23 protein-coding genes are annotated in these 26,425 nt (G+C 60.1%); 7 read left to right on the top strand and 16 right to left on the bottom strand.

Annotated elements, in window-relative coordinates; translation table 11 throughout:
• Nucleotides 1-2: 2 nt before the first annotated feature.
• A complete protein-coding gene (locus tag FIV38_RS20820) occupies nt 3-1,583 on the top strand; it encodes a M91 family zinc metallopeptidase (protein WP_092234123.1) in 1,581 nt (526 codons plus the stop codon).
• A 47-nt stretch (nt 1,584-1,630) separates the two neighbouring features.
• On the opposite strand, the gene pcaC is transcribed toward FIV38_RS20820, so the two are convergent.
• The 11 genes from pcaC to pcaR all read right to left on the bottom strand — a co-directional run bounded on the left by pcaC (nt 1,631) and on the right by pcaR (nt 12,705).
• A complete protein-coding gene (gene pcaC / locus FIV38_RS20815; protein WP_029297061.1) occupies nt 1,631-2,023 on the bottom strand; it encodes a 4-carboxymuconolactone decarboxylase in 393 nt (130 codons plus the stop codon).
• Between the two features lie 227 nt (nt 2,024-2,250).
• On the bottom strand, nt 2,251-3,042 hold the full coding sequence (gene pcaD, locus FIV38_RS20810; RefSeq protein WP_092234121.1) for a 3-oxoadipate enol-lactonase: 792 nt from the start codon (nt 3,040-3,042) through the stop codon (nt 2,251-2,253).
• Between the two features lie 10 nt (nt 3,043-3,052).
• Nucleotides 3,053-4,417, bottom strand: coding sequence for a 3-carboxy-cis,cis-muconate cycloisomerase (locus FIV38_RS20805; RefSeq protein WP_092234118.1), 1,365 nt, complete (start codon nt 4,415-4,417; stop codon nt 3,053-3,055).
• Between the two features lie 10 nt (nt 4,418-4,427).
• A complete protein-coding gene (locus FIV38_RS20800; RefSeq protein WP_029297066.1) occupies nt 4,428-5,723 on the bottom strand; it encodes an MFS family transporter in 1,296 nt (431 codons plus the stop codon).
• Between the two features lie 182 nt (nt 5,724-5,905).
• Nucleotides 5,906-6,472: a protocatechuate 3,4-dioxygenase subunit alpha gene (gene pcaG, locus FIV38_RS20795; RefSeq protein WP_092234115.1), complete on the bottom strand. Its 567-nt coding sequence runs from the start codon at nt 6,470-6,472 to the stop codon at nt 5,906-5,908.
• A 1-nt stretch (nt 6,473) separates the two neighbouring features.
• Nucleotides 6,474-7,178, bottom strand: coding sequence for a protocatechuate 3,4-dioxygenase subunit beta (gene pcaH / locus FIV38_RS20790; RefSeq protein WP_070995774.1), 705 nt, complete (start codon nt 7,176-7,178; stop codon nt 6,474-6,476).
• Nucleotides 7,179-7,206: 28 nt separating this feature from the next.
• Nucleotides 7,207-8,412, bottom strand: coding sequence for a 3-oxoadipyl-CoA thiolase (pcaF, locus tag FIV38_RS20785; RefSeq protein WP_169852022.1), 1,206 nt, complete (start codon nt 8,410-8,412; stop codon nt 7,207-7,209).
• The gene (locus tag FIV38_RS20780) at nt 8,409-9,188 is read right to left on the bottom strand and encodes a CoA-transferase subunit beta (RefSeq protein ID WP_029297074.1); all 780 of its coding nucleotides are present in this window, start codon (nt 9,186-9,188) and stop codon (nt 8,409-8,411) included. The genes pcaF and FIV38_RS20780 overlap by 4 nt, the downstream gene beginning before the upstream one ends.
• Entirely contained in the window at nt 9,188-10,045 is an 858-nt protein-coding gene (locus FIV38_RS20775; protein WP_029297076.1) for a CoA transferase subunit A, read from the bottom strand. The genes FIV38_RS20780 and FIV38_RS20775 overlap by 1 nt, the downstream gene beginning before the upstream one ends.
• 296 nt (nt 10,046-10,341) lie before the next feature.
• Entirely contained in the window at nt 10,342-11,688 is a 1,347-nt protein-coding gene (pcaK, locus tag FIV38_RS20770; RefSeq protein ID WP_029297078.1) for a 4-hydroxybenzoate transporter PcaK, read from the bottom strand.
• A 174-nt stretch (nt 11,689-11,862) separates the two neighbouring features.
• Nucleotides 11,863-12,705: a pca regulon transcriptional regulator PcaR gene (gene pcaR, locus FIV38_RS20765; RefSeq protein WP_092234112.1), complete on the bottom strand. Its 843-nt coding sequence runs from the start codon at nt 12,703-12,705 to the stop codon at nt 11,863-11,865.
• A gap of 537 nt (nt 12,706-13,242) precedes the next feature.
• On the opposite strand from pcaR, the gene FIV38_RS20760 reads away from it, so the two are divergent.
• Nucleotides 13,243-13,443: a hypothetical protein gene (locus FIV38_RS20760; protein ID WP_029297082.1), complete on the top strand. Its 201-nt coding sequence runs from the start codon at nt 13,243-13,245 to the stop codon at nt 13,441-13,443.
• A gap of 330 nt (nt 13,444-13,773) precedes the next feature.
• Nucleotides 13,774-15,249 carry an inorganic phosphate transporter gene (locus FIV38_RS20755; RefSeq protein ID WP_029297084.1) on the top strand — a complete coding sequence of 492 codons (1,476 nt, stop codon included), beginning with the start codon at nt 13,774-13,776 and terminating at the stop codon, nt 15,247-15,249.
• Here the strand turns inward: FIV38_RS20755 and FIV38_RS30730 are convergent.
• The 4 genes from FIV38_RS30730 to FIV38_RS20745 all read right to left on the bottom strand — a co-directional run bounded on the left by FIV38_RS30730 (nt 15,246) and on the right by FIV38_RS20745 (nt 16,307).
• Nucleotides 15,246-15,473, bottom strand: a complete 228-nt coding sequence (locus FIV38_RS30730; protein ID WP_139273558.1) for a hypothetical protein — start codon at nt 15,471-15,473, stop codon at nt 15,246-15,248. The two genes, FIV38_RS20755 and FIV38_RS30730, sit on opposite strands and share 4 nt — an antisense overlap.
• A gap of 15 nt (nt 15,474-15,488) precedes the next feature.
• A complete protein-coding gene (gene ccoM, locus FIV38_RS30725) occupies nt 15,489-15,605 on the bottom strand; it encodes a cytochrome c oxidase subunit CcoM (protein ID WP_029297086.1) in 117 nt (38 codons plus the stop codon).
• 143 nt (nt 15,606-15,748) lie between these two features.
• Nucleotides 15,749-15,940 (bottom strand): hypothetical protein, encoded by a 192-nt coding sequence (locus FIV38_RS30000; RefSeq protein ID WP_170228389.1) that lies wholly within the window; start codon nt 15,938-15,940, stop codon nt 15,749-15,751.
• 25 nt (nt 15,941-15,965) lie between these two features.
• Nucleotides 15,966-16,307 carry a hypothetical protein gene (locus FIV38_RS20745; protein WP_029297088.1) on the bottom strand — a complete coding sequence of 114 codons (342 nt, stop codon included), beginning with the start codon at nt 16,305-16,307 and terminating at the stop codon, nt 15,966-15,968.
• Nucleotides 16,308-16,525: 218 nt separating this feature from the next.
• Here FIV38_RS20745 and rapA point away from each other — a divergent pair, with 218 nt between their 5' ends.
• Complete coding sequence (rapA, locus tag FIV38_RS20740; protein ID WP_092234105.1) at nt 16,526-19,372, top strand: RNA polymerase-associated protein RapA; 2,847 nt, start codon at nt 16,526-16,528, stop codon at nt 19,370-19,372.
• 168 nt (nt 19,373-19,540) lie between these two features.
• On the opposite strand, the gene FIV38_RS20735 is transcribed toward rapA, so the two are convergent.
• On the bottom strand, nt 19,541-20,887 hold the full coding sequence (locus FIV38_RS20735) for a spinster family MFS transporter (protein ID WP_029297094.1): 1,347 nt from the start codon (nt 20,885-20,887) through the stop codon (nt 19,541-19,543).
• A gap of 247 nt (nt 20,888-21,134) precedes the next feature.
• Here FIV38_RS20735 and FIV38_RS20725 point away from each other — a divergent pair, with 247 nt between their 5' ends.
• The 3 genes from FIV38_RS20725 (at nt 21,135) to FIV38_RS20715 (ending at nt 26,260) form a co-directional block, all read left to right on the top strand.
• Entirely contained in the window at nt 21,135-21,503 is a 369-nt protein-coding gene (locus FIV38_RS20725; RefSeq protein WP_029297096.1) for a YkgJ family cysteine cluster protein, read from the top strand.
• Between the two features lie 141 nt (nt 21,504-21,644).
• A complete protein-coding gene (locus FIV38_RS20720; RefSeq protein WP_092234102.1) occupies nt 21,645-23,870 on the top strand; it encodes a putative bifunctional diguanylate cyclase/phosphodiesterase in 2,226 nt (741 codons plus the stop codon).
• 209 nt (nt 23,871-24,079) lie between these two features.
• Nucleotides 24,080-26,260 carry a hypothetical protein gene (locus FIV38_RS20715; RefSeq protein WP_092234099.1) on the top strand — a complete coding sequence of 727 codons (2,181 nt, stop codon included), beginning with the start codon at nt 24,080-24,082 and terminating at the stop codon, nt 26,258-26,260.
• Nucleotides 26,261-26,425 lie beyond the last annotated feature (165 nt).

Below are 26,425 nucleotides of genomic sequence, written 5' to 3'. Positions count from 1 at the left end.
TAATGGTTAACTTACCTGCTGCAACATATCCCAACGTCGCCCTTTCTACCCCACCCTCCGAAACTTCCGGCCAAAGAACCACTCCCGCCGTTACCGTAATTCAAAGCCCCCACATACAAGAAGCGACCACCCGCTTTACATCAAAGTCAAAACTCCTACCCGAGCAGAATTACGTCGAGAAATACCCAAACTACACAAACTCGGCGCCACTCTTTAGCGATAACAACATAAAAGTCATCCATAAGTCCTCCTGGACAATTGAAAAAGAGGATAACTATAGAAATATCAACAACGTACTTCAAATCGAAACCGGAGACAAAGCAGACACTATAAAAGTCAGCCAACCTTCAGCCAACGAAATCAACTTGCAAGTCAATGGCGCTCATTACACTTTAAAGCTCAACAACCATGAAAACTACCCTGAAGAACTGCACATAAAATCCAAAGGTGGCAATGACAAAATCAAGGTTGATCCCAGCGTCACCGTACCCATTACCATTGAAGGTGGCAGAGGTAATGACCAGATTGAGGCCCTTGGCAGTGGTTTGACTGCAGTCTATGGCGGGGCTGGAAATGATGACATCACCTTGGGCAGCGGGGCCGGTTATGCCGAAGGCAACAGTGGCGATGACAAAATGAAAGGCGGGACCGGTAAATCCGTGATGTATGGAAATGCCGGCAGAGACCAGATGTTTTCTGGCGCGGGGAGCAAAGGTACATTCAGCTACATGGATGGGGGCGCAGGCGACGACTTCATGATCAGCGAAAGCCCCTTTAACGTGATGCACGGTGGCCCCGGCCAGGACTTTATGTACGGAAGAGGCCCTACCACCTTTTATACCGGGCGGGGCCGGGACACCGTCTTTGCAAACGATGCCCGCGACAAAGTCTATGCCGATGCCGGGGATCGTGTGTGCCGGGTTCCCGGTTCTACATTAAGACAAGTCACAATAAGCGATGCCGGCAATAAGGGCTTGAATATCGAAGGCACAGATAAGTTCCGACAGCGTACAGAAGATGATCTTGAGTTTTTTAGAAACTCGCCGACTGCGCAAAAGATGCTCTCCGAGTTAGACCAGGCCGCCGAGCGCAATGGTGCTCCCGTCACGATCAAAGAAACCTTGACCCGCTCTAACTATTCGTTCGCCAACGCGTTCACAAGAGAAACCGACAAACAACTCAAGGACTATGACGATATCAGCGAGTCCGCACAGTTAGGTTTCATCCACGACAATACCAAGGGTTCCGTGGCGACCAGCGCAACGATACACATCAACCCGCGCATCATATTCACTCCCACCCTCGTACCGCCGATAGTCGACCTCTACCATGAAATGGCACATGCCTATAACGGCGCCAATGGCACTTTCTTACCGGGTACAACCACCCGACCTGATCTGGAGGTTCCAGAGCCCAACTCAGAGCGACAAGCCGTTGGCGTGGAGACCGATGCACCGGCCTTTGATTTTGACAACGACCGCGCCACTCCCCCCACGACAACCAACCCCAAGACCTTTACCGAAAATGCGCTGCGTGAAGAAATGGGCTTTCCCCTGCGCAAGTCTTACTCTCACGTTGACTGAGCAATAATCAGCCGCCCTGAGCGATGCATGAGGGGGAGGAGCCGCCCTTAACCGCGCGACTCAACCCCCAACTCATCCCATACCGACTCCGCCAGGTGGAAGGTCGCATTGGCCGCCGGGATCCCACAGTAGATCGCGCTCTGCATCAGCACTTCCTTGATCTCGGCGCGGGTCACGCCATTGCTGGCGGCGGCCCGCAGGTGCAGCTTGAGCTCTTCGTTGCGGTTCATGCCGATCAGCATCGCGATGGTGATCAGGCTGCGAGTGTGCCGGGGCAAACCCGGGCGGGTCCAGATGTCACCCCAGGCGTGGCGGGTGATCATTTCCTGGAACTCGCTGTTGAACTCGGTCAGGGCATTGAGGCTGCGATCGACATGGGCATCGCCCAGCACTTCACGACGGACCTTGAGGCCATCGGCATAACGTTGTTTCTCGTCCACAAAATTCTCCTATATTGACTGCGGGCTGCTGTGGCGAGCGGGCTTGTTGTGGCGAGCGGGCTTGTCCCGCGCTGGGCTGCGCAGCAGCCCCAACAAGATCACGATGTTTATCAGATCGTTCGAGGTGACTGATTTGGGGGCTGCTGCGCAGCCCAACGCGGGACAAGCCCGCTCGCCACAACCACAACCACAACCACAACCACAACCAAACCCAAACCCAAACCCCATCAATCAGCTAACAAAAAGGCCAGCACCCGATCGCTGAACGCAGCCCCGGCCTGTACGTTGGACAGGTGTGCCGCGTAGAACTCCGCGTACTCAGCCCCCCGTACCTGCTCCTGGATAAAGCGGCTGCCAGACGGCGGTGTCACCGCATCTTCGGTACCGGCGATCACCAGGGTCGGCACGCTGATCAACGACACTTGCTCGCGCAAATCGGCATCGCGCACCGCGCCACAGTTGGCGGCGTAACCGGCGGGATCGGTGGCGGCCAGCATGTCGGTAATCCGCTGGGCCTGCTCGGGATGGGCCTGGGCAAAGTCTGCGGTAAACCAGCGCGCAATCGACGCATCGCGCAGCGCTACCATGGCCGCCGGGCCATCGCGCAAGACCATTTCTATTCGAGGGTTCCAGATATCCGCAGTACCGATTTTCGCTGCGGTGTTGCACACCACCAGTTTGAGCAAGCGCTCGCCAGCATTGATGCCCAGCCACTGGCCAATCAGGCCGCCCATGGACAAGCCGCAGAAATGCGCGCGTTCGATGTTCAGCGCATCCAGCAGCGCCAGCACATCCCGCCCTAGCTGTTCGATGCTGTAGGGGCCTGCGGTGACCAGGGATTTGCCATGGCCACGAGTGTCCAGGCGCAGCACCCGAAAGTGCTCGGTGAACGCCGGCATTTGCGTGTCCCACATCCGTAGGTCAGTGCCCAGTGAGTTGGACAGCACCAATACCGGCGCACCTTCGGGGCCTTCCAGTTGGTAATTCAGTTCGCCATCGGCGAGTTGTACAGATCCCACAGCAGCCTCCTCAGGCAGAAAATGCAAAGTGTTCGGCCACGGCGCGGCTGACCCAGGTCTGTGCCTGGCCCAGGTAATGCGCCGGGTCCAGCAGGCGATCCAACTCCAGCGCCGACAGCTCTGCGGTGACTTGCGGCTCATCGGCCAACACCGCGCGCAAATGGCGCTGCTCGGCGACGGCGCGTTTGCAGCACTGCTCCAGTAAGTGATGGGCGGTTTCACGTCCCAGGCGCTGGGCGAGCACGATACTGACGGCTTCGGCCAGCACCAACCCCTGGGTCAGGTCGAGATTTTTGCCCATGCGTTGCGCGTCGACTTCCAGGCCTTCGCTCACCAGCAGCGCTTGGTGCAAGGCGCCGGACACCAAGCGGCAGATTTCGGGCAAGGTCTCCCACTCGGCATGCCACAGGCCCAGGCTGCGTTCGTGTTCCTGGGGCATGGCGCTGAACATCGTCGATACCAGGCCAGGCACACGGGTGGCCGCACTGATCAGTACAGCGGCGCCCACCGGGTTGCGTTTGTGCGGCATGGTCGAGGAACCGCCCTTGCCCGGTGCCGACGGCTCGAACACTTCCGCCGCTTCGGTCTGCATCAACAGGCTGATATCCCGACCGAGCTTGCCGAGGCTGCCGGCGATCAGGCCAAGGACGCTGGCAAACTCCACCAACCGATCACGCTGGGTGTGCCAGGGTTGTTCCGGCAGCGTCAGTTGCAACTCCGCCGCCAGGGCTTGCGCCACCGGCATCGCCTGTTCGCCCAACGCCGCCAAGGTACCGGACGCCCCGCCGAATTGCAGGACCAGCAGGCGTGGCTTCAACTCCAGCAGCCGTTGGCGACTGCGCGTCACCGCCCCCAGCCAACCGGCGATTTTCATCCCCAGGGTGACCGGCGTGGCGTGCTGTAACCAGGTACGCCCGGCCAATGGCACGTCGGCATAGCGCTGCGCCTGGGCGGCGAGCACCGCGCCCAGCCGGGCCAGGTCTGCCTCGATCAGCACCAGCGCCTGGCGCAGTTGCAGTACCAGGCCGGTGTCCATCACATCCTGGCTGGTGGCGCCCAGATGCACATAACGCTCGGCGCCGGCGTCTTCACTGGCAATCAACTTGCCCAGGGCCTTGACCAACGGAATCGCCGAATTGCCCGCCGTGGCAATCGCTACGCCGAGGGCATCCACGTCGTACAACGAGGCCAGGCAGGCCTGGGCAATCGGTGCCACGGCGGCCGGCGGGATCAACCCGACCCGGGCCTGCGCCCGGGCCAATCCGGCTTCAAAATCCAGCATGCCCTGCAAGCGTCCCTGGTCACAGAACACCTCGGCCATGCTATCGGCGGTGAAGTAAGCGTCGAACAATTGGTTGCTCGTGCGCAGTGTCATAACTCATCCCTTACAGATCGTGGTGCAAGTACTCAGCCTGTTTCGGCAGGCGCAGGCTGAACAGGAACGCAATGGCCATCATGCCGGTCACGTACCAGTAGAAGGTGTTTTCCAGGCCGATGGACTTCAGGCCCAGGGCCACGTATTCGGCCGAACCACCGAAGATCGCATTGGCCACCGCATAGGCCAGGCCTACACCAAGGGCGCGTACTTGTGGCGGGAACATTTCCGCTTTTACCAGGCCGCTGATGGAGGTGTAGAAACTCACAATCGCCAGCGCCAGAGTAATCAGTACAAAGGCCAGGAACGGGCTGGTCACGGTTTTCAGGGTCAGCAGGATCGGCACCGTGCACAGGGTGCCGAGGGCGCCGAACCAGAGCATCGAGTTACGGCGGCCGATCTTGTCCGAGAGCATGCCGAACAGCGGCTGCATGCACATGTAGAGGAACAGCGCGCCGGTCATGATGTAGCTGGCGGTCTTGGCGTGCATGCCGGCGGTGTTCACCAGGTACTTCTGCATGTAGGTGGTGAAGGTGTAGAAAATCAGCGAGCCGCCAGCGGTGTAGCCCAGCACGGTGATAAACGCGGCCTTGTGATCACGGAACAGCGCGGCAATGCTGCCGGCGTCCTTGTTGTCACGCATTTCCTTGCTGGTGGTTTCTTTCAGGGAGCGGCGCAGCAACAGCGAAATCACCGCCGCCACCGCACCGATCACAAACGGAATGCGCCAGCCCCAGGCCCGCAGTTCGTCTTCGGTGAGCAGTTGTTGCAGGATCACCACCACCGACACCGCCAGCAGTTGCCCGCCGATCAATGTCACGTATTGGAACGACGCGAAGAAGCCGCGCTGGCCCTTGAGTGCAACTTCACTCATGTAGGTTGCCGTGGTGCCGTACTCGCCGCCCACCGACAGGCCCTGGAACAAGCGCGCCATCAACAGCAGCGCCGGCGCCCAGGCGCCGATGTCTTTATAGGTGGGCAGAAAAGCGATGACCAGCGAGCCGGCACACATCATCAGCACCGAGATCATCATGGAGTTCTTGCGCCCGTGCTTGTCGGCGACCCGGCCAAACAGCCAGCCACCGATGGGGCGCATCAGAAAGCCTGCGGCGAACACGCCCGCGGTGTTGAGCAGTTGCACCGTGGGGTCGTCGGAGGGGAAAAACGCCGGGGCAAAATAGATGGCGCAGAAGGCGTACACGTAGAAGTCGAACCATTCGACCAGGTTGCCGGAAGAGGCCCCGACAATCGCAAAAATCCTTTTGCTGCGTTCTTCTCCGGTGTAGTGACTGGTATTCGTTGTCATGTTGTTTTCACTCGAGGGGAACGGGTTAGAGTCTAGACATACTTTGCAACAACCTCGTTCCGCAAGCAGACCTTTGGATTGTGGGCGCCTGTACCGACCTCATCGCAGGCAAGCCAGCTCCCACAGGTGATCGCATTCCAATGTGGGAGCGGGCTTGCCCGCGATGGGGCCCTTCCGACTACTCAGTAATCGAAAAACACCGTTTCTTCATCTGTCCCCTGCAGCACCACATTCCACTGATAAACCCCCGCCGCATCCGCCTTGGCCACCAAAGTCCGCCGCCGCTCTGCCGGCACACACGCCAGCAGCGGGTCATCGCCATTGGCCGCCTCGCCATCGAAATAAATCCGCGTCAGCAAGTGCTTCACCAACCCACGGGCAAACACCAGCACCACCAGATGCGGCGCCTGGGTCGTGCCCTTGAGGCCCGGCACGCTGCCGGGCTTGATGGTGCTGAAACGGAAACGCCCTTCACCATCCACCGGGACCCGGCCAAACCCTTCGAAGTTGGGGTCCAGGGCTTTGTCCTGGTCATCCTCGGGGTGGTCATATTTGCCGGCGGCGTTGGCCTGCCAGACTTCCAGCATGGCGTCGTTGACCACATCGCCATTGCCATCCACCACTTGCCCGGTGATCGCCACGCGCTCGCCGAGGGTACCGGCGTTGGCCAGGTCTTCGCGGTTCAGCCAGGTCAGGCCGATGTGATAGTACGGCCCGACGGTGTGGGACGTGGTTGCGTTAAGGGTCATGTCATTTCTCCATCGGCGTGGCGTCACGGCCGCGCAGGACGATGTCCCAGCGGTAGCCGAGGGCGTAGTGCGGCACGGTCTTTTCCAGGTCGAAACTGGCGATCAGGCGTTCCTTGGCCGAAGTGTCGGGCACGCAGTTGTAGATCGGGTCATAGGCCAGCAGCGGGTCGCCAGGGAAGTACATTTGGGTCACCAAGCGCGTCAGCACGCTGGGGCCGAACAGCGAAAAGTGAATGTGCGCCGGACGCCAGGCGTTGTGATGGTTGCCCCACGGATAGGCCCCAGGCTTGATGGTCTGGAACTGGTACCAGCCATCGGCATCGGTAACGGTGCGACCGGTGCCGGTGAAGTTCGGATCCAGGGGCGCATCGTGCAAGTCGCGCTTGTGGTTGTAGCGACCGGCAGCGTTGGCCTGCCAGATCTCGACCAGGATGCCCGGCACAGGCAGGCCGTTTTCATCCAGGACCCGACCGTGAATGATGATGCGCTCGCCTTGGGGTTCGCCATCGTGCTGGGCAGTCAGGTCATTGTCGTGCTCGGCAATGCGTTCGGCGCCGATGGTCGGGCCGGTGATTTCCGATAGCGAATGGGGCAGAAACACCAACGGCTTGGACGGCGAACGCAGGTTCGTCGATTGGTACGCCGGGTGCAGGTAATCAGGCTGAGTACCCGCTTGCGGGCGCCGGTATCCGGGCTTGTCACTCATGGAGTCATCCTCTTTATTCTTGTCAGTCTCAAACGCGTTCAATCGCCAGGGCCAGGCCTTGGCCGACGCCAACACACATGGTCGCCAGGCCTTTGCTGCCGCCGGTTTTTTCCAGTTGATGCAGCGCGGTCAACACCAGGCGCGCACCGCTCATGCCCAGCGGATGGCCCAAGGCAATTGCGCCACCGTTGGGATTGACCTGGGTTGCGTCGTCCGCCAGGCCCAACTCGCGCAGCACCGCCAGGCCTTGGCTGGCAAAGGCTTCGTTGAGTTCGATCACATCAAAGTCGCTGACGGCCAGGCCCAGGCGCTCAACCAGTTTGCGCACCGCAGGCACCGGGCCGATGCCCATCACACGAGGCTCGACCCCGGCGCTGGCCATGCCCAGCACGCGGGCGCGGGCAGTCAGGCCGTGCTTTTTCACGGCTTCGGCGCTGGCCAGGATCAAGGCGGCAGCGCCATCGTTGACGCCGGAGGCGTTGCCGGCGGTGACGGTCTTGTCCGGACCATTGACGGGCTTGAGCTTGGCCAGGGCCTCGAGGCTGGAGTCGGCGCGTGGATGCTCGTCGTGCTCCACCAGGGTCTCGCCTTTTTTGTGGGCGACCCGCACCGGCACGATTTCTTCAGCGAAGAACCCGGCAGCCTGGGCAGCGGCCGTGCGTTGCTGGCTGCGCAAGGCGAAGGCGTCCTGGTCGGCGCGCGAGACTTTATAGTCGTCCGCCACGTTGTCAGCGGTCTGCGGCATGGCATCGACGCCGTACTGGGCCTTCATCAACGGGTTGATAAAACGCCAGCCGATGGTGGTGTCTTCCAGCTTCATGTTGCGCGAGAACGCGGCATCGGCCTTGCCCATCACGAACGGCGCACGGGACATCGACTCGACGCCACCGGCAATCGCCAGCTCCATTTCGCCACTGGCGATGGCGCGGAACGCGGTGCCGATGGCGTCCATGCCCGAGGCACACAAACGGTTGAGGGTCACGCCAGGGATGCTCGATGGCAAGCCGGCCAGCAGCGAAGCCATGCGGGCCACGTTGCGGTTGTCTTCGCCAGCCTGGTTGGCGCAGCCGAGGAACACTTCGTCGACCGCGGTCCAGTCCACCGACGGGTTGCGCGCCATCAGTGCCTTGATCGGCAAGGCCGCCAGGTCATCGGCGCGCACCGTGGACAGGCCACCGCCGAAGCGGCCGATGGGGGTGCGGATCGCATCACAGATAAACACGTCGCGCATCAGGCTTCTCCTGGGGTTTGGCCATGGGCGGCGGCGGTACGGGCTTCAAGGTCGCGCAAGGCGTTCAGTTCGATGTCGGTGGGCTCGGCGCTGGTGCCGAGTTGATCGGCAAAGCGCACCGCCCAGCCGGTGGCGGCGATCACTTGCTCGCGGGTCACGCCTGGGTGCAAAGCCGTGACCACAAATTCGTGGGTGCCCTCTTCCGGTTCCATGATGCACAGGTCGGTAATAATCCCTACCGGGCCTGCGCCTGGCAGGCCGAGGCGCTTGCGCGAATCGCCGCCTTCGCCATGGCCGACCGAGGTAATGAAGTCCAGTTTGTCGACAAACGAACGGGACGACTGCTTGAGGATGATCAGCACGCTCTTGGCGGAACCGGCGATTTCCGGCGCGCCACCGGCGCCCGGCAGGCGCACCTTGGGCTGATGATAGTCACCGACCACGGTGGTGTTGATATTGCCGAAACGGTCGACCTGGGCCGCGCCTAGAAAGCCGACGTCAATGCGCCCGCCCTGCAGCCAGTAGCGAAAAATCTCACCGGTGGGGACTACGGTATCGGCGGTTTCCGCCAGTTCGCCGTCACCAATGGACAGCGGCAGTACCGAGGGTTTGGCGCCAATCGGGCCGGACTCGTAGATCAACACCACATCAGGCGAAGACGTCAGGCGCGCCAGGTTGGCGGCCTTGGACGGCAGGCCAATACCGACGAAGCATACCGAGCCGTTTTTAAGGCGACGCGCAGCGGCGACGGTCATCATTTCATTGGTCGAGTAAGTCATTACTTGGCCTCCTGGGCGGCAGCCAGCTTGGCCTGGAATTGACTGAAGTCGGCGGTGCCATGGATGTATTCATCGATCCAGGCGGTAAACGTCCCACGATCCCGAGCGATCGGGTCCCAGGCTTGATAGAAGCGATTGTCGCGCTCGGTGTAACCGTGGGCGTAGGACGGATGCGCGCCACCCGGCACATGGCACACGGCGGTCAGGGCCCAGGTCGGCAGCACGCAGGCGTTCATCGGCGCGTTGAGGTCATCGACGATCTCTTCGACAGTGACGATGCAACGCTTGGCCGCCAATGCCGCCTCTTTCTGCACCCCAAGGATCCCCCACAACAACACGTTGCCCTTGCGATCGGCCTTTTGCGCATGGATCACGGTGATGTCCGGGCGCACCGACGGCACCGCCGCCAGCACTTCGCCAGTGAAGGGGCAGGTCACGGTCTTGATCAATGGGTTGACCTTGGGCAGGTCGGAACCGGCATACGCCCGCAACACTGCGAACGGCAAGCCGGAAGCGCCGGCCACGTAGGCGTTGGCCAGGTCCGCATGGCTGTGTTCTTCGATCTCCAACGGTTGCGGCCATTGCTTCTCGACCGCGTCCCGCAAGCGATGCAGGGAACCCACGCCAGGGTTGCCGCCCCACGAGAAAATCAACTTGCGCGCACAGCCGGCACCGATCAGTTGGTCGTAGATCAGGTCGGGCGTCATGCGTACCAGCGTCAGGTCTTTCTTGCCCTGACGAATGATTTCATGACCTGCCGCTGTAGGGATCAGGTGGGTAAAGCCTTCGAGCGCGACGGTATCACCGTCATTGACGAACTGCTTTACCGCATCAGCCAGCGAAAGGATTTCAGCCATGGGGTTGGGCTCCCGATGTAGGTCGAAAAAGGCGCTGGAGGCAGCGCCGAAGTGCTTGAAGAGTAAGCCGGGGTCTGGAGCCAAACAATCCGATAATCGACTATCCGTTCGATAATCGAACAGATTGTTGCTTGGCTAACATTCCGCCAAACACCCCTGAATTCAATGTGAGCACCGTCCATGTGGGAGCGGGCTTGCTCGCGAAGGCGGTGGCTCAGGACAAAATGTATTGACTGACACGCCGCCTTCGCGAGCAAGCCCGCTCCCACACTTTTGAAGCGTGCCGGCTTTAAGTCTCAGGTGGCATCCGCATGACTAACCAGGCCTTTGATCAACACCGCAGTGGTGGCCAATGCAGCCGGAATCACCAACGCCGTCAGCACCTGCTCGAAGTTCCAGCCCAGCCCCAGCAAGGTGGCGCCCATCCATGCGCCGAGGATCGCGCCAAAACGCCCAATCCCCAGCATCCACGAGACACCCGTGGCGCGCCCCTGGGTCGGGTAGAACCGCGCGGCCAGCGAAGGCATGGCCGATTGCGCACCGTTGACACACATCCCGGCGATCAACACCAGGGTGGCCAAAAGGGTGATATTGCCCAGGCTTTGGCCCACGGCGTAGGCAAACACCCCAGCCAGCAGGTAGAAAGTACCGATGACCTTGTGCGGATTGAACCGGTCCATGGCCCAGCCCACGCCCACGGCGCTGAGCACGCCACCAAACTGGAACAACGCGCCGATGAACGCCGCCTGTTCCATGCTGGCACCGCTGTCACGCATCAGGGTCGGCAACCAACTGGTCAGCAGGTACACAATCACCAGGCCCATGAAGTACGTGAGCCACAGCAACAAGGTGCCGGTGCTGTAAGTGCCGGAGAAGATCACCGCGAACACATTGCGCGCCTTGACGGTTTTCTGTTCCGGGACACTGAAGCTGGCGGCCTGGGCGACGGTGGCCGGGTCGATGGGTGCCAGGGCCTTGCGCACTTTGTCGGTGCCGCGATTGCGCACCACAAGGTAGCGCGCCGACTCCGGCAGCCACAGCAGCAGCACCCCCACCAGGATCAGGGGCAGGATGCCGCCGATCAGCAGCAAGCTGTGCCAGCCGAACAGCGGTATGAGCTTGGCCGAGATAAACCCGCCACCGGCCATGCCCAGGTTGAAACCACAGAACATGCTGGTCACCAACAACGACTTGTGGCGCTCCGGGGTGTATTCAGACAGCAATGTCGTGGCGTTCGGCATTCCGGCGCCCAGGCCCAGGCCGGTCAGGAACCGCAACACCAGTAGCTGATCAACGTTGGTGCTGTAGGCCGAGGCCAGGCTGAAGGCGCCGAACACCAGCACGGCCCCCACCAGCACCACCTTGCGCCCGAACCGGTCGGCCAAGGGCCCCGAGCCCAAGGCGCCAAACACCATGCCGATCAACGCCGCACTCATCACCGGGCCGAGGCTGGCGCGGTCGATCCCCCAATCCTGGGACAGCGCCGGCGCAATGAAGCCCATGGCCGCAGTATCCAGGCCATCGAGAAAGACAATCAGGAAACACAGGATCACCACCCGCCATTGATAGCGGGACAAAGGTTGCGCGTTGATAAAGGACTGCACGTCCAGACATGTACCAACAGAAGGCGAAGGCTGATTCATTGTTTTTATTTCCACACCGATGGCGGGCGGACGACGGTGAGTCGTCATTATTATTGGAGCGAAATCAGACCTGCGGCGTACGCCGTCGCGGTCAATCACGCTGCCGCGACATTAATAAGCCAGGGGAAACACCGTCAATTCATCAAACCGGGATCTGTGCGGTCACCGAACAGCTTAAGCAAACAACTGGGTACTCAGCTCCTGGCTGGCGCTAAGCATGCTCGGCAGGAAGCGTTGCTCCAGCTCGCTACGGCTGACCCGGCCGGCGTGGGTGCTGACGTTCAGCGCAGCCAGCACCTGGCCAGACGCGTCATACACCGGCACGGCAATGGAGCGCAGGCCCTGCTCCAGTTCCTGGTCAACGATGCACCAACCCTGTTGCCGCACTTGTTGCAGGCATTCCAGCAACGCTTCGGGCGTGGTCAGGGTGCGGCTGGTCTTGGTTTGCAGGTCGGCATGATCGAGGTAGTCCTGCAGCGACGCATCATCCAGGGCGGCCAGCAAGATCCGTCCCATGGACGTGCAATAGGCCGGCAGCCGGCCACCGACCGACAGATCCACCGAGATCAGGCGCTGAGTCGTGGCGGAGCGGGCGATATAGAGGATGTCGTCACCTTCCAGGGTCGCCATGTTGCAGGCTTCGTGAAGCTGCTCGCTCATGCGGTCCAGGTAGGGCTGGGCAGAAACCGCCAGGGGTGTGGACGACAGGTAGGCATGCCCCAGGGTCAGGACCTTGGGCAACAGCGAGTAGGTGCGCCCGTCCGTGGTGGCGTAGCCGAGTTTGATCAAGGTATGCAGGCAACGCCTGACGGCAGCGCGGGGGATTTCTGTGCGATGGCTGATCTGCGCGATGGTCAGGTGGCGCTTGCGCTCCTGGAACGCCTGCACCACGGCCAGCCCGCGTGCCAGGGAGGTCATGAAATCCGGGTCGCCGGTAAACGCCTGGATGCGTTTGGCCGGTGACGCAACGATCGGCGGCGCCACTGAGGCAAAGGAGTTGCGCAATTGATCGTTCATTTCAGGTCCTTTCTCTTATTTTCAAGCGCCATTACAAGCCGCCGCGCGGCAGATGTACAAGGCAGGGGCGCCAAGATTGGGCGATTATCGGACGATCATTCGATAATCGCAATTTGTTGGCTACCTGGATCAGGCGCAGCAGTGTTGACTTAATTAATGCCAATTTTACTTTCAACTGTCACATGCCGGTTATTAAGCAAGTGGCGCCAACTTCTCGACACTATTGAACTACCCTCTCACCAGGCCAAGTTGACGCTTTTTAACTTGTTGACGATAGTCTTATTCAAATGCGCCGCTATAATGCACTCTGCGACAATGTGAAGTGGGCCTGCCGCGCGATTTTTGATCCCGCTGAACCCAGCCCTTGCCTTATCCAGGCCTTGGCCGCATGTACCCAGCCTGAAAAAGAAAACTGTTGCTACGACAGTTGTACTTCCCCGGTGCCGTGGCCGCGCGCAATTCAGAAGTGGTGAGTCGTATGCCTCTTCGTGATATCGCGCTTCACCGGAATCAAACTCAACTCAATTAGGTAGCAATGTGACGAAAGACGAACTGCGCGCGGAACTTGAGCGCCAGGAGCAACGTTACAAGGATGTTTACGGCGGGGAAGTCACCACCTACGCCGCCCAACCGGAGCCGGAACGCAAACCATGGCGCAAACGAGCCAGCCTGCTCGACCAGGCGTTTGCCCAGGAAATCCAAAAGATCGAAAAGGACCTCAAGGCCGAAGAGCCATAAGCTCTGCTGGACTGAGCCCCCTGGCCAGTCACCGCCCTGCCAGCACCTTCTGGCAGGGGCGCCTTGGGTATGCCCTCCAATCGTCAGTTTCGGCGCCATTACGAAATTTCATACAGCCGTTTCAGCCGCCTTACCTTAATTGTCGCACCCCGCTCCGCACCCTCTATTCTTTACAAATCAATGAGTTGCCAAACCACCGAAATATCTGGTAGCCGCACCCCTCCTCCCAACTAATTCGTTGAAGAATGTTACCGGCGAGCAGCTAGTGCATCGATTACTGAGGTTTTCTGGCATAATCGCGCCCCCTTACGACCGGGTCATAAAACCTTCATGATCGATTTATTCAGCGGACTGGATGCCTGGGTTCTTGTGAGCCTGTTGCTCGCCCTCGCCTTTGTCCTCGCCTTCGAGTTCATCAATGGCTTTCATGACACCGCTAACGCGGTGGCCACAGTCATCTATACCAAAGCGATGCCGCCGCACCTGGCCGTATTCTTTTCCGGGGTGTTCAACTTCCTCGGCGTGTTGCTCGGCGGGGTAGGCGTTGCCTATGCCATCGTGCACTTGCTGCCGGTGGAGTTGCTGATCAATGTGAACACCGGACATGGCCTGGCCATGGTGTTCTCATTGTTGGCCGCCGCCATCACGTGGAATCTCGGCACCTGGTATTTCGGGATCCCGGCATCCAGCTCCCACACGCTGATCGGTTCGATCCTCGGTGTCGGCCTGGCCAATGCCCTGATCAACGATATTCCGCTGGCGGACGGGGTCAACTGGCAGAAGGCTATTGATATCGGCGCCTCCCTGGTGTTCTCGCCCATGGCCGGCTTCCTGGTCGCAGCCCTGGTGTTGATTGGTCTTAAATGGTGGCGTCCGCTGTCCAAGATGCACAAGACACCGGACCAGCGCCGCAAGCTCGACGACAAGAAACACCCGCCGTTCTGGAACCGCCTGGTACTGGTGATTTCGGCGATGGCCGTGAGTTTCGTGCATGGTTCCAACGACGGTCAGAAAGGTATCGGCCTGATCATGCTGGTGCTGATTGGTATCGTGCCCGCGCAGTTCGTACTCGATCTGGGCAGCACCACTTACCAGATCGAGCGAACCCGCGACGCCACCCTGCACCTCAACCAGTTCTACCAGCGCAACCACGAAACCCTCGGCGAATTCCTTGCCCTGGGCAAAAGTGTCAGAGACGACCTGCCAGGCAAGTTCCGTTGCAATCCGCAACAGACCGAACCCACCATCAACGCCCTCCTCGGCACATTGAAGGGTGTCTCTGACTACCACTCGTTGACCTCCGACCAGCGCATTGAAGTCCGTCGCTACTTGCTGTGCCTGGACGATACCGCGAAGAAAGTCGGCAAGCTGCCAGGCCTTGATTCCCGCGAGAAGTCGGACCTGGAAAAACTGCGTAAAGACCTGACCGCTACCACCGAATACGCCCCGTTCTGGGTGATCCTCGCCGTGGCCCTGGCCCTTGGCCTGGGCACCATGGTGGGCTGGAAGCGTGTGGTACTGACCATCGGTGAGAAGATCGGCAAGCAGGGCATGACCTATGCCCAGGGCATGTCGGCGCAGATCACCACCGCCACCATGATTGGCTTTGCCAACATCTTCGCCCTGCCGGTCTCCACCACCCACGTGCTGTCTTCGGGCGTGGCCGGGACCATGGTCGCGAACAAGAGCGGCCTGCAAGGCGGCACCGTGAAGACCATCCTGATGGCCTGGGTGCTGACCCTTCCGGCCACGGTGAGCCTGTCGGCCGGGTTGTTCTGGCTGGCATCCAAGGCGCTGGGCAGTTAACAGCCCGCGCAACTGAAAAAGGCGTGACCCTCGCGGGTCACGCCTTTTTTTGTCCTTGCAGGAGCCGGCTTGCCGGCGAAAAACTGGAGAGCAGCACGGGGCACCAGGCCCACCGCGTTATCGTTGGTGATTTTCGCCGGCAAGCCGGCTCCTACAAGAACTGCGTCAAAATCCGGGCAAAAAAAAGGGCGACCGAAGTCACCCAAAATGCCTTGCGTGCTCATGTAACCCGGAAAAACCTATGGTTTTTTACGCTTATTCGCGTCTTTCCAGATAAAAAAACCAAACCCTACAAAAAACAGCACCATGAGGCCGACAGTCAGCACCCCGGCGAAAACCACATTATCGAAAAACATGACCGGCCTCCTGCTCTTGCCCTGTTGCGATGGGGCTAAGTTAACCAAGAAGGCGGGAGGAGAAATTGACGGGGATCAATGTCGCCCGCAACGGGGCGTAAAGAAGGGAAATAACTGACCTGAATCAACAGATTCAGAGCATTTCAGCGTTTTTTCGGTTTGCTTTTCGACTTTTTCTTCGTCTTGCCCAACGGCATGGCCTGCTCGAATGCCTGGCGCACGTCATTCAGGCGCTTGTCGTTGAGGTCATGTACCCGTTTGGCCCGTTCGGCATTCAGGTCGATCAGCTTGTCGTCACTCATGGCATGGCTTACGTGGTGGCTGGAGTGACTCAATAATGCGTCCTGGCCCGCCCGGGGGTCAAACCTCGACATCCACCCACAAACCCTGGCGGGGCGCGTCTTCGATCAGCGGCGCGACTGGCACGGTGTTATCAGCATTGAGCTCATCACCAGGAATGGCCAGGTGCTGCTCGGGATCCTCGTCGGCTTCGCGCCGGCGTTTCTGCTGTTCCTGCTGGCGCCGCTGTTCTTCGCGCAGCATCAGCGTCGATTGTTCGGCGTCGCGGTGCTTGAGGTCGATGGTGCTTTCGTTGGAACTCGGCTGCGCGGGGACCACCGGTGGAATATCGGGCTTTGGGCGCACGGGGTCGAGTTGCGACGTGACCGGCACAACACTCAAGGGCAAGATCGGTGGCAGCATAATTATTAGTCTCCTGTCAGCAGGCTGTCGGCTGGCGCACCAGCGACTTGAGCCCAGGCTCGCCAACTTGTGACCCAGTCGTCAGTCACCCGTGCCCTGCCACCCGTCGAATCGCCCTCTTTCATCCCTGCAAGCGGAGTAGTTTTTGTCAGAGTCCTTTGGCTGGGGCCCTTGTTCCGTTAGAATAGTCGGCTTTTTCACGGCGGGAGTCAGGCAGCATGGCGCAGCAGTATCAACCGGGGCAACGCTGGATTAGTGACAGCGAAGCAGAGCTGGGGTTAGGCACCGTTCTGGCACAGGACGGCCGCTTGTTGACCGTGCTCTATCCGGCCACTGGCGACACCCGCCAGTATGCGCTACGGAATGCGCCCCTCACTCGCGTGAGGTTTTCGCCGGGTGACACCATCACCCACTTCGAAGGCTGGAAAATGACCGTGCGCGAGGTCGACGATGTCGATGGCCTGCTGGTCTACCACGGTCTCAATGGGCAGAACGAGCAGGTCACCCTGCCGGAAACCCAACTGTCGAACTTCATCCAGTTCCGCCTCGCCAGCGACCGTCTGTTCGCCGGGCAGATCGACCCGCTTGCCTGGTTCTCCCTGCGTTACCACACCCTGGAACACACCAGCCGCCAATTGCAGTCCTCGCTCTGGGGCCTGGGTGGCGTACGTGCGCAGCCGATTGCACACCAATTGCACATTGCCCGTGAAGTGGCCGACCGTATCGCACCACGGGTCCTGCTGGCCGACGAAGTAGGCCTGGGCAAGACCATCGAAGCCGGCCTGGTGATCCATCGCCAGTTGCTGTCCGGCCGCGCCAATCGCGTGTTGATCCTGGTCCCGGAAAACCTGCAGCACCAATGGCTGGTAGAAATGCGCCGGCGCTTCAACCTGCAGGTTGCGCTGTTCGACGAAGAACGTTTTATCGAAAGCGATGCCAGCAACCCGTTCGAAGACACCCAGCTCGCGCTGGTGGCCCTGGAATGGCTGGTGGATGACGAGAAAGCCCAGGACGCGCTGTTCGCCGCCGGCTGGGACTTGATGGTGGTCGACGAAGCGCACCACCTGGTCTGGCATGAAGAGAAAGCCAGCGCCGAATACCAGCTGGTCGAGCAGTTGGCCGAGACCATTCCCGGCGTGCTGCTGCTGACCGCAACCCCTGAACAACTGGGCCAGGACAGCCACTTCGCGCGTCTGCGCCTGCTGGATCCGAACCGTTTCCACGACGTCAAAGCCTTCCGCGCCGAGAGCGAGAACTATCGCCCAGTGGCCGAAGCCGTCCAGGAATTGATGGACAAGGGCCGTCTTTCACCGGCTGCGCACAAGACTATCCAGGGCTTCCTTGGCAACGAAGGTGAAGCCCTGCTGGCCGCCGTCAACGATGGCGACACCGAAGCCAGCGCGCGCCTGGTGCGTGAACTGCTGGACCGCCACGGCACCGGCCGCGTGCTGTTCCGAAACACCCGCGCCGCGGTGCAAGGCTTCCCCGAGCGCAAGCTGCACGCCTACCCGCTGCCGTGCCCGGACGAGTACCTGGAACTGCCGCTGGGCGAGCATGCCGAGTTGTATCCCGAAGTCAGCTTCCAGTCGCAGCCAGATATTGAAGAAGAAAACCGCTGGTGGCGCTTCGACCCGCGCGTCGAGTGGCTGATCGACCAGTTGAAGATGCTCAAGCGCACCAAGGTCCTGGTGATCTGCGCCCATGCCGAAACCGCCATGGACCTGGAAGACGCCCTGCGCGTGCGCTCCGGCATCCCGGCCACGGTATTCCACGAGGGCATGAACATCCTCGAACGGGACCGTGCCGCCGCCTACTTCGCTGATGAAGAGTTCGGCGCCCAGGTGCTGATCTGTTCGGAAATCGGCAGTGAAGGCCGCAACTTCCAGTTCGCCCACCATCTGGTGCTGTTCGATCTGCCGTCGCACCCGGACTTGCTGGAGCAACGCATTGGGCGCCTGGACCGGATCGGCCAGAAGCATGTGATCGAATTGCACGTGCCGTACCTGGAAACCAGTCCGCAAGAGCGGCTGTTCCAGTGGTACCACGAAGCGCTGAATGCCTTCCTTAATACCTGCCCGACCGGCAACGCCTTGCAGCACCAGTTCGGCCCGCGCCTGCTGCCGCTGTTGGAAAACGCCGACGACGGCGAATGGCAAGGCCTGATCGACCAAGCCCGCGCCGAGCGCGAGCGCCTGGAAGCCGAGTTGCACACCGGCCGCGACCGCCTGCTGGAGCTCAACTCCGGCGGTGCTGGCGAAGGTGATGCGCTGGTCGAAGACATCCTGGAGCAAGACGATCAGTTCACCCTGCCGATCTACATGGAAACCCTGTTCGATGCATTTGGCATCGACAGCGAAGACCATTCGGAAAACGCGCTGATCCTCAAACCCAGCGAAAAAATGCTCGACGCCAGCTTCCCCCTCGGCGACGACGAAGGCGTGACCATCACTTACGACCGCAACCAGGCGCTGTCTCGCGAAGACATGCAGTTCATCACCTGGGAGCACCCGATGGTCCAGGGCGGCATGGACCTGGTGCTGTCCGGTTCCATGGGCAACACCGCCGTGGCGCTGATCAAGAACAAGGCGCTCAAGCCGGGCACCGTGTTACTGGAACTGCTCTACGTCAGTGAGGTGGTGGCGCCGCGTTCGCTGCAACTGGGTCGCTACCTGCCGCCAGCGGCACTGCGTTGCCTGTTGGATGCCAATGGCAATGACTTGTCGGGCCGTGTGTCATTCACCACCCTGAACGACCAGTTGGAAAGCGTGCCACGGGCCAGCGCCAACAAGTTCGTGCAGGCCCAGCGTGACCAGCTGACGCCACGGATCAACGCCGGCGAAGAGAAAATCGCCCCGCGCCACGCCGAACGTGTGGCCGAGGCACAACGTCGCCTGGCAGCAGACACCGACGAAGAGCTGGCGCGCCTGACAGCCCTGCAAGCGGTCAACCCAACCGTGCGCGACAGCGAACTGGTTGCCCTGCGCCAACAACGCGAGCAAGGCCTGGCCATGCTCGACAAGGCAGCATTGCGGTTGGAAGCGATTCGGGTGTTGGTAGCGGGTTGATCCGCGCCCTGCCCTGTCAAACAAGAAGGCCCGCGCAATGCGGGCCTTTTTTATGGGGTCTTGAGGGCCTCATCGCAGGCAAGCCAGCTCCCACAGTTGACCGGTGTTCCAGTTGGCAACTCGGTTAACTGTGGGAGCTGGCTTGCCTGCGATGGCATCACCTCGATCTCAAGCAGGAACCGCCGGACCAGGCACCTCCACCACCCCCAACCCATCCTTCATCCGCTTGGCATCGCGCACAAAACACCGCGAAGCCTGGAACAGAAACAGCATGGTCAGGAACAACGCCACCGGGATCAGGTACATGGCGTCATGCAGGCCCACGGCCTTGAACGCTTCGGTCATTTGTTCGGCACCCGCCGCATACATCGCCGCATGGGCAAAGTGATCAGACAATGCGCCCACCACCACTGGCCCCATACCACCACCCAGCAGATACAGGCCGGCAAAGAACAGTGCCATGGCCGTAGCCCGCAGGCGTGGCTCCACCACGTCCTGAATCGCCGTGTACACACAGGTATAGAAGTTATAGGCAAACAGCCAGCCCACACTGAACACCGCGACAAACACCCCAATCTCGATGCGCCCCGCATGCAGGGCCCAGGCCGTGCAGACCGTGGAAATAATCAGGCTGAACGCGGCAAACAGCAGGCGGCCGTTGGGGATACGTTGGTGAATCTTGTCGGCCACCAGCCCACCCAGGGTCAGGCCGAACAAGCCCGTCACACCGACAATCACCCCGGTTGCTACCGCTGCTTCTTGCAGCGGCATCAGGAAGTAGCGTTGCAGCATCGGCACCAGGAACGAGTTGCAGGCATAGGTGGCAAAGTTGAAGCACAGCCCGGCCAGCACCAACCAAAGGAAGGTCGGGACCGCCAGCACGCGACGAATCGGCCGGTCGACTTTCTCTTGGGAAACTTGCACGGTTTCGGCGGCGCCGCGCTTGGGCTCCTTGATGTAGAACATGAAGACCGCGAGGATCAGCCCCGGGACCGCGGCAATAAAGAACGGTGCACGCCAGCTGTCGAACGCCTGGACCATCGCGCCGATGGTGAAGAACGCCAGCAACAGGCCCAAGGGCAGGCCCAGCATGAAAATCCCCATGGCCCGGGCGCGGCGGTGGGCCGGGAACAGGTCGCCGATCAACGAGTTGGCGGCCGGTGCATAACTGGCTTCGCCGATACCGATGCCCATGCGCACCAGCAGGAAGGTCCAGAAGCTGCCAACCATACCGTTGACCGCCGTCAGCGCACTCCAGCTCGCCAGGCCCCAGCCCATCAGTTTGCTGCGTGAGCCGGTATCAGCCAGGCGCCCCAAAGGCAAGCCGGCAATGGCATAAACGATGGTGAACGCGGTGCCGATGATGCCGAGCTGGAAGTCACTGAGGTGCCATTCCATACGGATTGGCTCGATGATGATCGCCGGAATCGTGCGATCAAAGAAGTTGAACAGGTTGGCCAGGAACAGCAGGAACAGAATGCGCCAGGCATTCGCCGCTTGGGTCGAGTTCTGCATGGGTCCGTCTCTTTATTGTTATAGAGGCTCGATGCCGACGCATCCTGCCCGGAACCTGCAATCTAGTCAGGCGCGGCGCGGTTGTCTGTAATGATTCGTAAAGCTGATAGGGCGTAATTTCATCCAGGGCAGCCCGATTTTCCCCGGTAAAAAAATAAGCGTGCGCCCCCCTTCCCAAGCGCCTTGGCAGGAATAGAATAGCGAGCCTTCCGCAGTTCCCCCCCTTACCTCTTATTGATGACGTGCCATGTCCGATGCCAGTCCGTGTCTGAATTGCGGTGCCTGCTGTTCACACTTTCGCGTGTCTTTCTTTTGGGGCGAATGCGCTTCATCAGGCGGCACCGTGCCCGATGAACTGGTGGTACAGATCAACCCCAGCCGAGTGGCGATGATCGGCACCGACCAAAAGCCGGCGCGCTGCTGCAGCCTGGAAGGTGAAGTGGGCAGCGGCACACGCTGCTCGATCTACGCCCAGCGTTCCAGCGTATGCCGGGAGTTCGAAGCGTCATGGAGCCAGGGCGAAGTGAACGTCGATTGCGACGCCGCCCGCGCCGCGTTCGGCCTGGCGCCGCTTGAGCAACCGCCTTACGAGTACGAATTGCCGATCAGCGCTTAGAATAATTGGCTATGGTCAGCATGCCAAAATCGAAGAAGTCAAAATGCCATTACCGCTTGCGATTCCGTTGAGCCTTCTATACTCGAATCCATAGGTCATCGCCGCGCGCCGTGACACGAGATGACTCAAACGGGACATGCTATGGAATGGCTGGGTCTGCATTTTTTTACCCCCCTTCCCGAGAGCGGGCATTTATTACTCGATTGCACCCATAACCCCTTCCTGGTGCTACTGGCGTACCTGGTTGCCTGCGCAGCGGGCTTCGGCACCTTGGACATGGCTGAACGGGTCGGCCACGTTGACAACCCCACGGCAAAACGCCGCTGGCGCTGGATCGGCGCCGCTTGCCTGGCCGGCGGGATCTGGTCGACTCACTTCATCAGCATGCTGGCGTTCCAGGCGCCCATTGCCATCCATTACGAAGTGTTCATGACCGTTGCCTCCTTGTTGATCGCAATGGTCGCGTCGCTATTCGCCATGCAAACCCTCAGTCATGCGCAACTGCACTTTCATCAATACCTGGTCGCCTCCATCTGGATGGGCTTGGGCATCGCCCTGATGCATTACGTGGGCATGGCCGCCATGCGCTCCGAGGCCCAGGTGTACTTTTCCGGCGCGCTGTTCGGGTTGTCGGTGGCCATCGCCATCGGCGCCAGCCTGGCAGCCTTGCTGTTGTCCCATTACCTGCGCAGTGGCAGCGGGATGTTCCACCAACTGCTCAAGTACGGCGCCAGCCTGGTGCTCGGCGCCGGCATTCTCAGCATGCACTTCACCGGCATGGCCGCCATGCAACTGCTGCTGCCCACAGGGGCTGTGCCGCCGCTGCCAATCGACAATAATCCGACGCAACTGGGGCTGTCGGTGGCCGTCATCACATTGCTGGTGATCGGCAGCAGCATCAGTGCGGCCCTCGCCGACAAGAAACTGCAGCACAAGGAACGCGACCTGCGTAGGGTCAATACCCTGCTGAGCGAACTGGACCAGGCGCGCGCGTCCCTGCAGCAAGTCGCCCACTATGATGCCTTGACCAGCCTGCTCAATCGCCGGGGTTTCAACCAGATCTTCGCCGAAAAGCTCGCACAGAAATCCCTCGACGGGGGCATGCTGGCGGTGATTTTCCTCGACATCGACCACTTCAAGCGGATCAACGACAGCCTGGGCCATGACGCCGGCGATGAGCTGCTGACGGTCCTGGCCGGGCATATCAAGAGTTCGGTACGCAGCCACAATGATGTAGTGGCGCGGTTTGGCGGCGATGAGTTCTGCATCCTGATCAATATCCATCATCGCGACGAAGCGCGGCACATGGCCCAGCGCATCATGCTGAAAATGAAAGAGCCCATCGAGCTGGCCGGCCGGCGCATGGTGATGACCACCAGCATCGGTATCAGCGTGTTTCCCGAGGATGGGACCACCAGCGAGGAACTGCTGAAAACCGCCGACCTGGCGCTCTATCAGTCCAAGGATGGCGGGCGCAACAGCTTGAATTTCTTCAGCTCCAACCTGAAAACCCGGGCCTCTCTTGAACTGCAACTGGAAGAGGAACTGCGTAACGCACTACGCAACCAAAAAGAACTGGTCCTGCATTACCAACCGATTCTCGACCTGCGCAAAGGCAAAGTCACCCGGCTTGAAGCCCTGGTGCGCTGGCAACATCCCGTCCATGGTTTGCTGGCGCCCGACCGGTTTATCGGTATTGCCGAAAACAACGGGCTGATCGCCGAACTGGACAACTGGGTACTACGCCAGGCCTGTGCCGACCTGAGCTGGCTGACAGAACAGGGCCACCCCGACCTGAGCATGGCCGTCAACTGCTCGGCCCTGAACCTGGCCCGTGACGAACTGGCGGACGAGATCGAATATGCCCTGCGCAGCAGCGGTATCGCCGCCAGCCGCCTGGAACTGGAAGTGACCGAAAATGCCTTGATGGGCAACATCAGCAGCACCCTGATCCTGCTGCGGCAAATCCGCGCGCTGGGCGTTTCGCTGTCCATCGATGACTTCGGCACCGGTTACTCCTCCCTTTCCTATCTCAAGCGCCTGCCCCTCAATACCTTGAAAATCGATCGGTCCTTTATCCAGGACATTCCCAAATCCACCACTGATATGGAGATTGTCCAGGCGATCATCGGCATGGCCCACACCCTGCACCTGCAGGTCATCACCGAAGGGGTGGAAACTGCGCAACAACTGGAGCTTCTGATCAAGCATGGTTGCGACTATGTGCAGGGTTATCTGCTCAGTGCAGCAGTGCCGGCCAATGAAGTCAGCGCGTTGATCATCGCGCTGGATCAGCACAACCCGCTCACACCGTTAAGCCAGGCAGGCGGCAAGGACACCTCTTCGGTGGTACGTCCCATCCGTTGACACGCAAAAGCCTTGGCATATCGCCATCATTTTGATTAAAGAACGCCGACGAACGGCCGATTCATGAGAGTCCGGCGTCGCTTTTCCCTAGAAACAATAGGGTTAAGACGGGTCGCTGAGGCCTAAAACGCACTGTAAAAGTCGCGAACTCTCACTCGGTGATGGCTCTTTGATGCTTTCCAGCCATCCGTCCAGGCACATGGCGCACAATGACTTCTAAAAATAATCCTGTTACTGCGGTATCCGACGTGTTGCTGACAGCTCCTGCGGAAAAACCCTCAGGTTCAAAGTCATTGAGCAGTCAACGTGCGCTGGGCACCCAGCAATACCTGTACTTCACCGAAACCAACACCGACCGCATCCTCGACAACCTCGACGGCCTGCGCGATATGGTGTTCCCACGCCCGCCGCACCTTGAGGGCGACAGCGAGTTACGCAGCGAGCAGGAATTTCCCTCGGTCTGCCTGATCGGCTTGGGGCGCTGCGGTTCCAACATTGCCCTGGATGTCGCGGAGCTGGTCTACAACGCGCGCAAGTTCTACTTGAACGAGTTCAGCACCGAAGACAAATCCTACGTTGAAAAGGGCTACAGCCCTGCCCAATGGATCCGCAACAACCTGCGCCTGGGCGCCAGCAAGGCCAGCAAGCCGGTATTCCTGGTTGAACCGTTGGTGATGCTCGGCGACCTGGACAAAGACATTGCCGGGCGCATCCGTTTTTCCCGCAAGGGCGAAAAAAGCGGCTTTTTGCGCGACTACAGCAAGATGAAAATCATGGACCTGTCGGAAGTGCACGCCGGTGGCGCCGGTAACGCACCGATCCTCGGCCAGTACCTGGCCAAGATCATCCTCAACAAAGACACCCAGCGTTTTTCCAGCCCCGACTGGAAGATGATCCATTCGTACCTGATCGATTCCTGCGGGATCAAGGCCAACCAGTCGCGCCTGTACTTCTCGATCTTCAGCGCTGGCGGCGGCACCGGCTCGGGCATGGCCTCGGAATTTGGCCTGGCCCAGCAGCACTCGTACATGAACAAGACCTTCGACACCAAGCCCGCCGACGAGCACGACAGCAAGAGCGGCCACGCCTTTGTGTTCGAGCCGATCTTCACCAGCGGCATTTGCGTGCTGCCGAATATCTCCGATCACCGCAGCGAAATGTCCGAGGCGCTGCACATCAACGCCGGGCGGCTGCTGTGCAAGTACCTGTCGGAGGAATGGGACTTCTCGTACAACTTCGACAATGAAGACAGCAGCGAGGCCAGCGTCAAAGGGCGTATTCGCCCGTGGAACGCCATGATGCTGATCTCCAACGACATCATGCGTTACGCCGAAGAAAGCGACGATGGCAACATCCAGAACATTGACGTCAATGCCATGGAAAAACACGCCAACCAGTACATCTCACAGCAGATCTTCAACATTCTGACGGCCCAGGCGGTGACAACCGACTACGACCAGAACTATTTCCGCCGGGCCGGCATTGATATCGGTGAAACCATTCGCCTGGACGCCAACGACCTGTTCATGAGCCTGGCCGGGCCGGTGGCGATTGCCTATGCCGAGTCTGTGGTCCCGGAAACCCCGGCGCCGTCGAATGACAAGTTCAAGGTGTTTGAAAAAGAACCGCAGCGCTTGAACATCGATGACCTGTTCTTCCGCTCCATCGACCTGCCCCACTTCAACAAGGTCACCCAGGCCATCGAAGGCATCAGCCTGCTGCCGATCGAGTCCAAGCGCTATCGGGCGTCGCTGGAGCAGTACAAGAATTCCGGCTACGACGCGGCGGCCCTGCATGACCTGCACTTTTTCAAGAACTGCTCGTCGGTGGTGTCCATCGTCTCCCTGCCCAAGGACTACAAACTGTCCTATATGGACCTGAACCGGCTCAAGACGCACCTCAACAGCCTGTTCCCCAACACCACCCTCAAGCGTTACGCACTGGTGATCGGCGCCTCGGCCAACCTGTCGCTGACCACGCTGATCGCCAAGAGCCCGTGCCTGTCGGATGATTTCCTGACCTTGATCGTGGCCTTTATCAAACGCTGCTTTGCCCGCAACCCGTACCGCTTCGACGAGACGCTGGACAACTCGATCCTGGACTTCATCATCCATGAAGACTTCGACGAGGACCGTATTGACGAGTTGCTCAACGAATTCGAGAACCCGGCGAAAATCCTCGATACCAACTGGTACGCGATCAAGCCGATGTATGAGAAGAAGTACCGCGAGCTGATCAATGACAAAGAGAAATTTGTCTCGATCAACGATATCCGCCTGTCGCGGGACTGTGTGAAGAAGGCGATCAAGTACCTGCGTGAGATTTATCGTCACCGGATTGGCAAGACCAAGGTTATTTCCTTGAATAACCATACCGGGAAGACGGCCTAGACCGCGGCGCGGCCTTCGCGGGCAAGCCCGCTCCCACAGTTGACCGAGGTCCACCCTTGGAATGCGGTCGACTGTGGGCGGGCTTGCTCGCGAAAGCGGTCTGCCAGGCGACAATATCCATAACCTTGCCACACCAAGAAACAATTCCCCGAGCCATTCGCGGCC

This window comes from Pseudomonas proteolytica (assembly GCF_007858275.1).
Classification (GTDB): domain Bacteria; phylum Pseudomonadota; class Gammaproteobacteria; order Pseudomonadales; family Pseudomonadaceae; genus Aquipseudomonas; species Aquipseudomonas proteolytica.
Note: the sequence above shows the minus strand (reverse complement) of the source record. Positions and strands in the feature narration are given on the sequence as shown.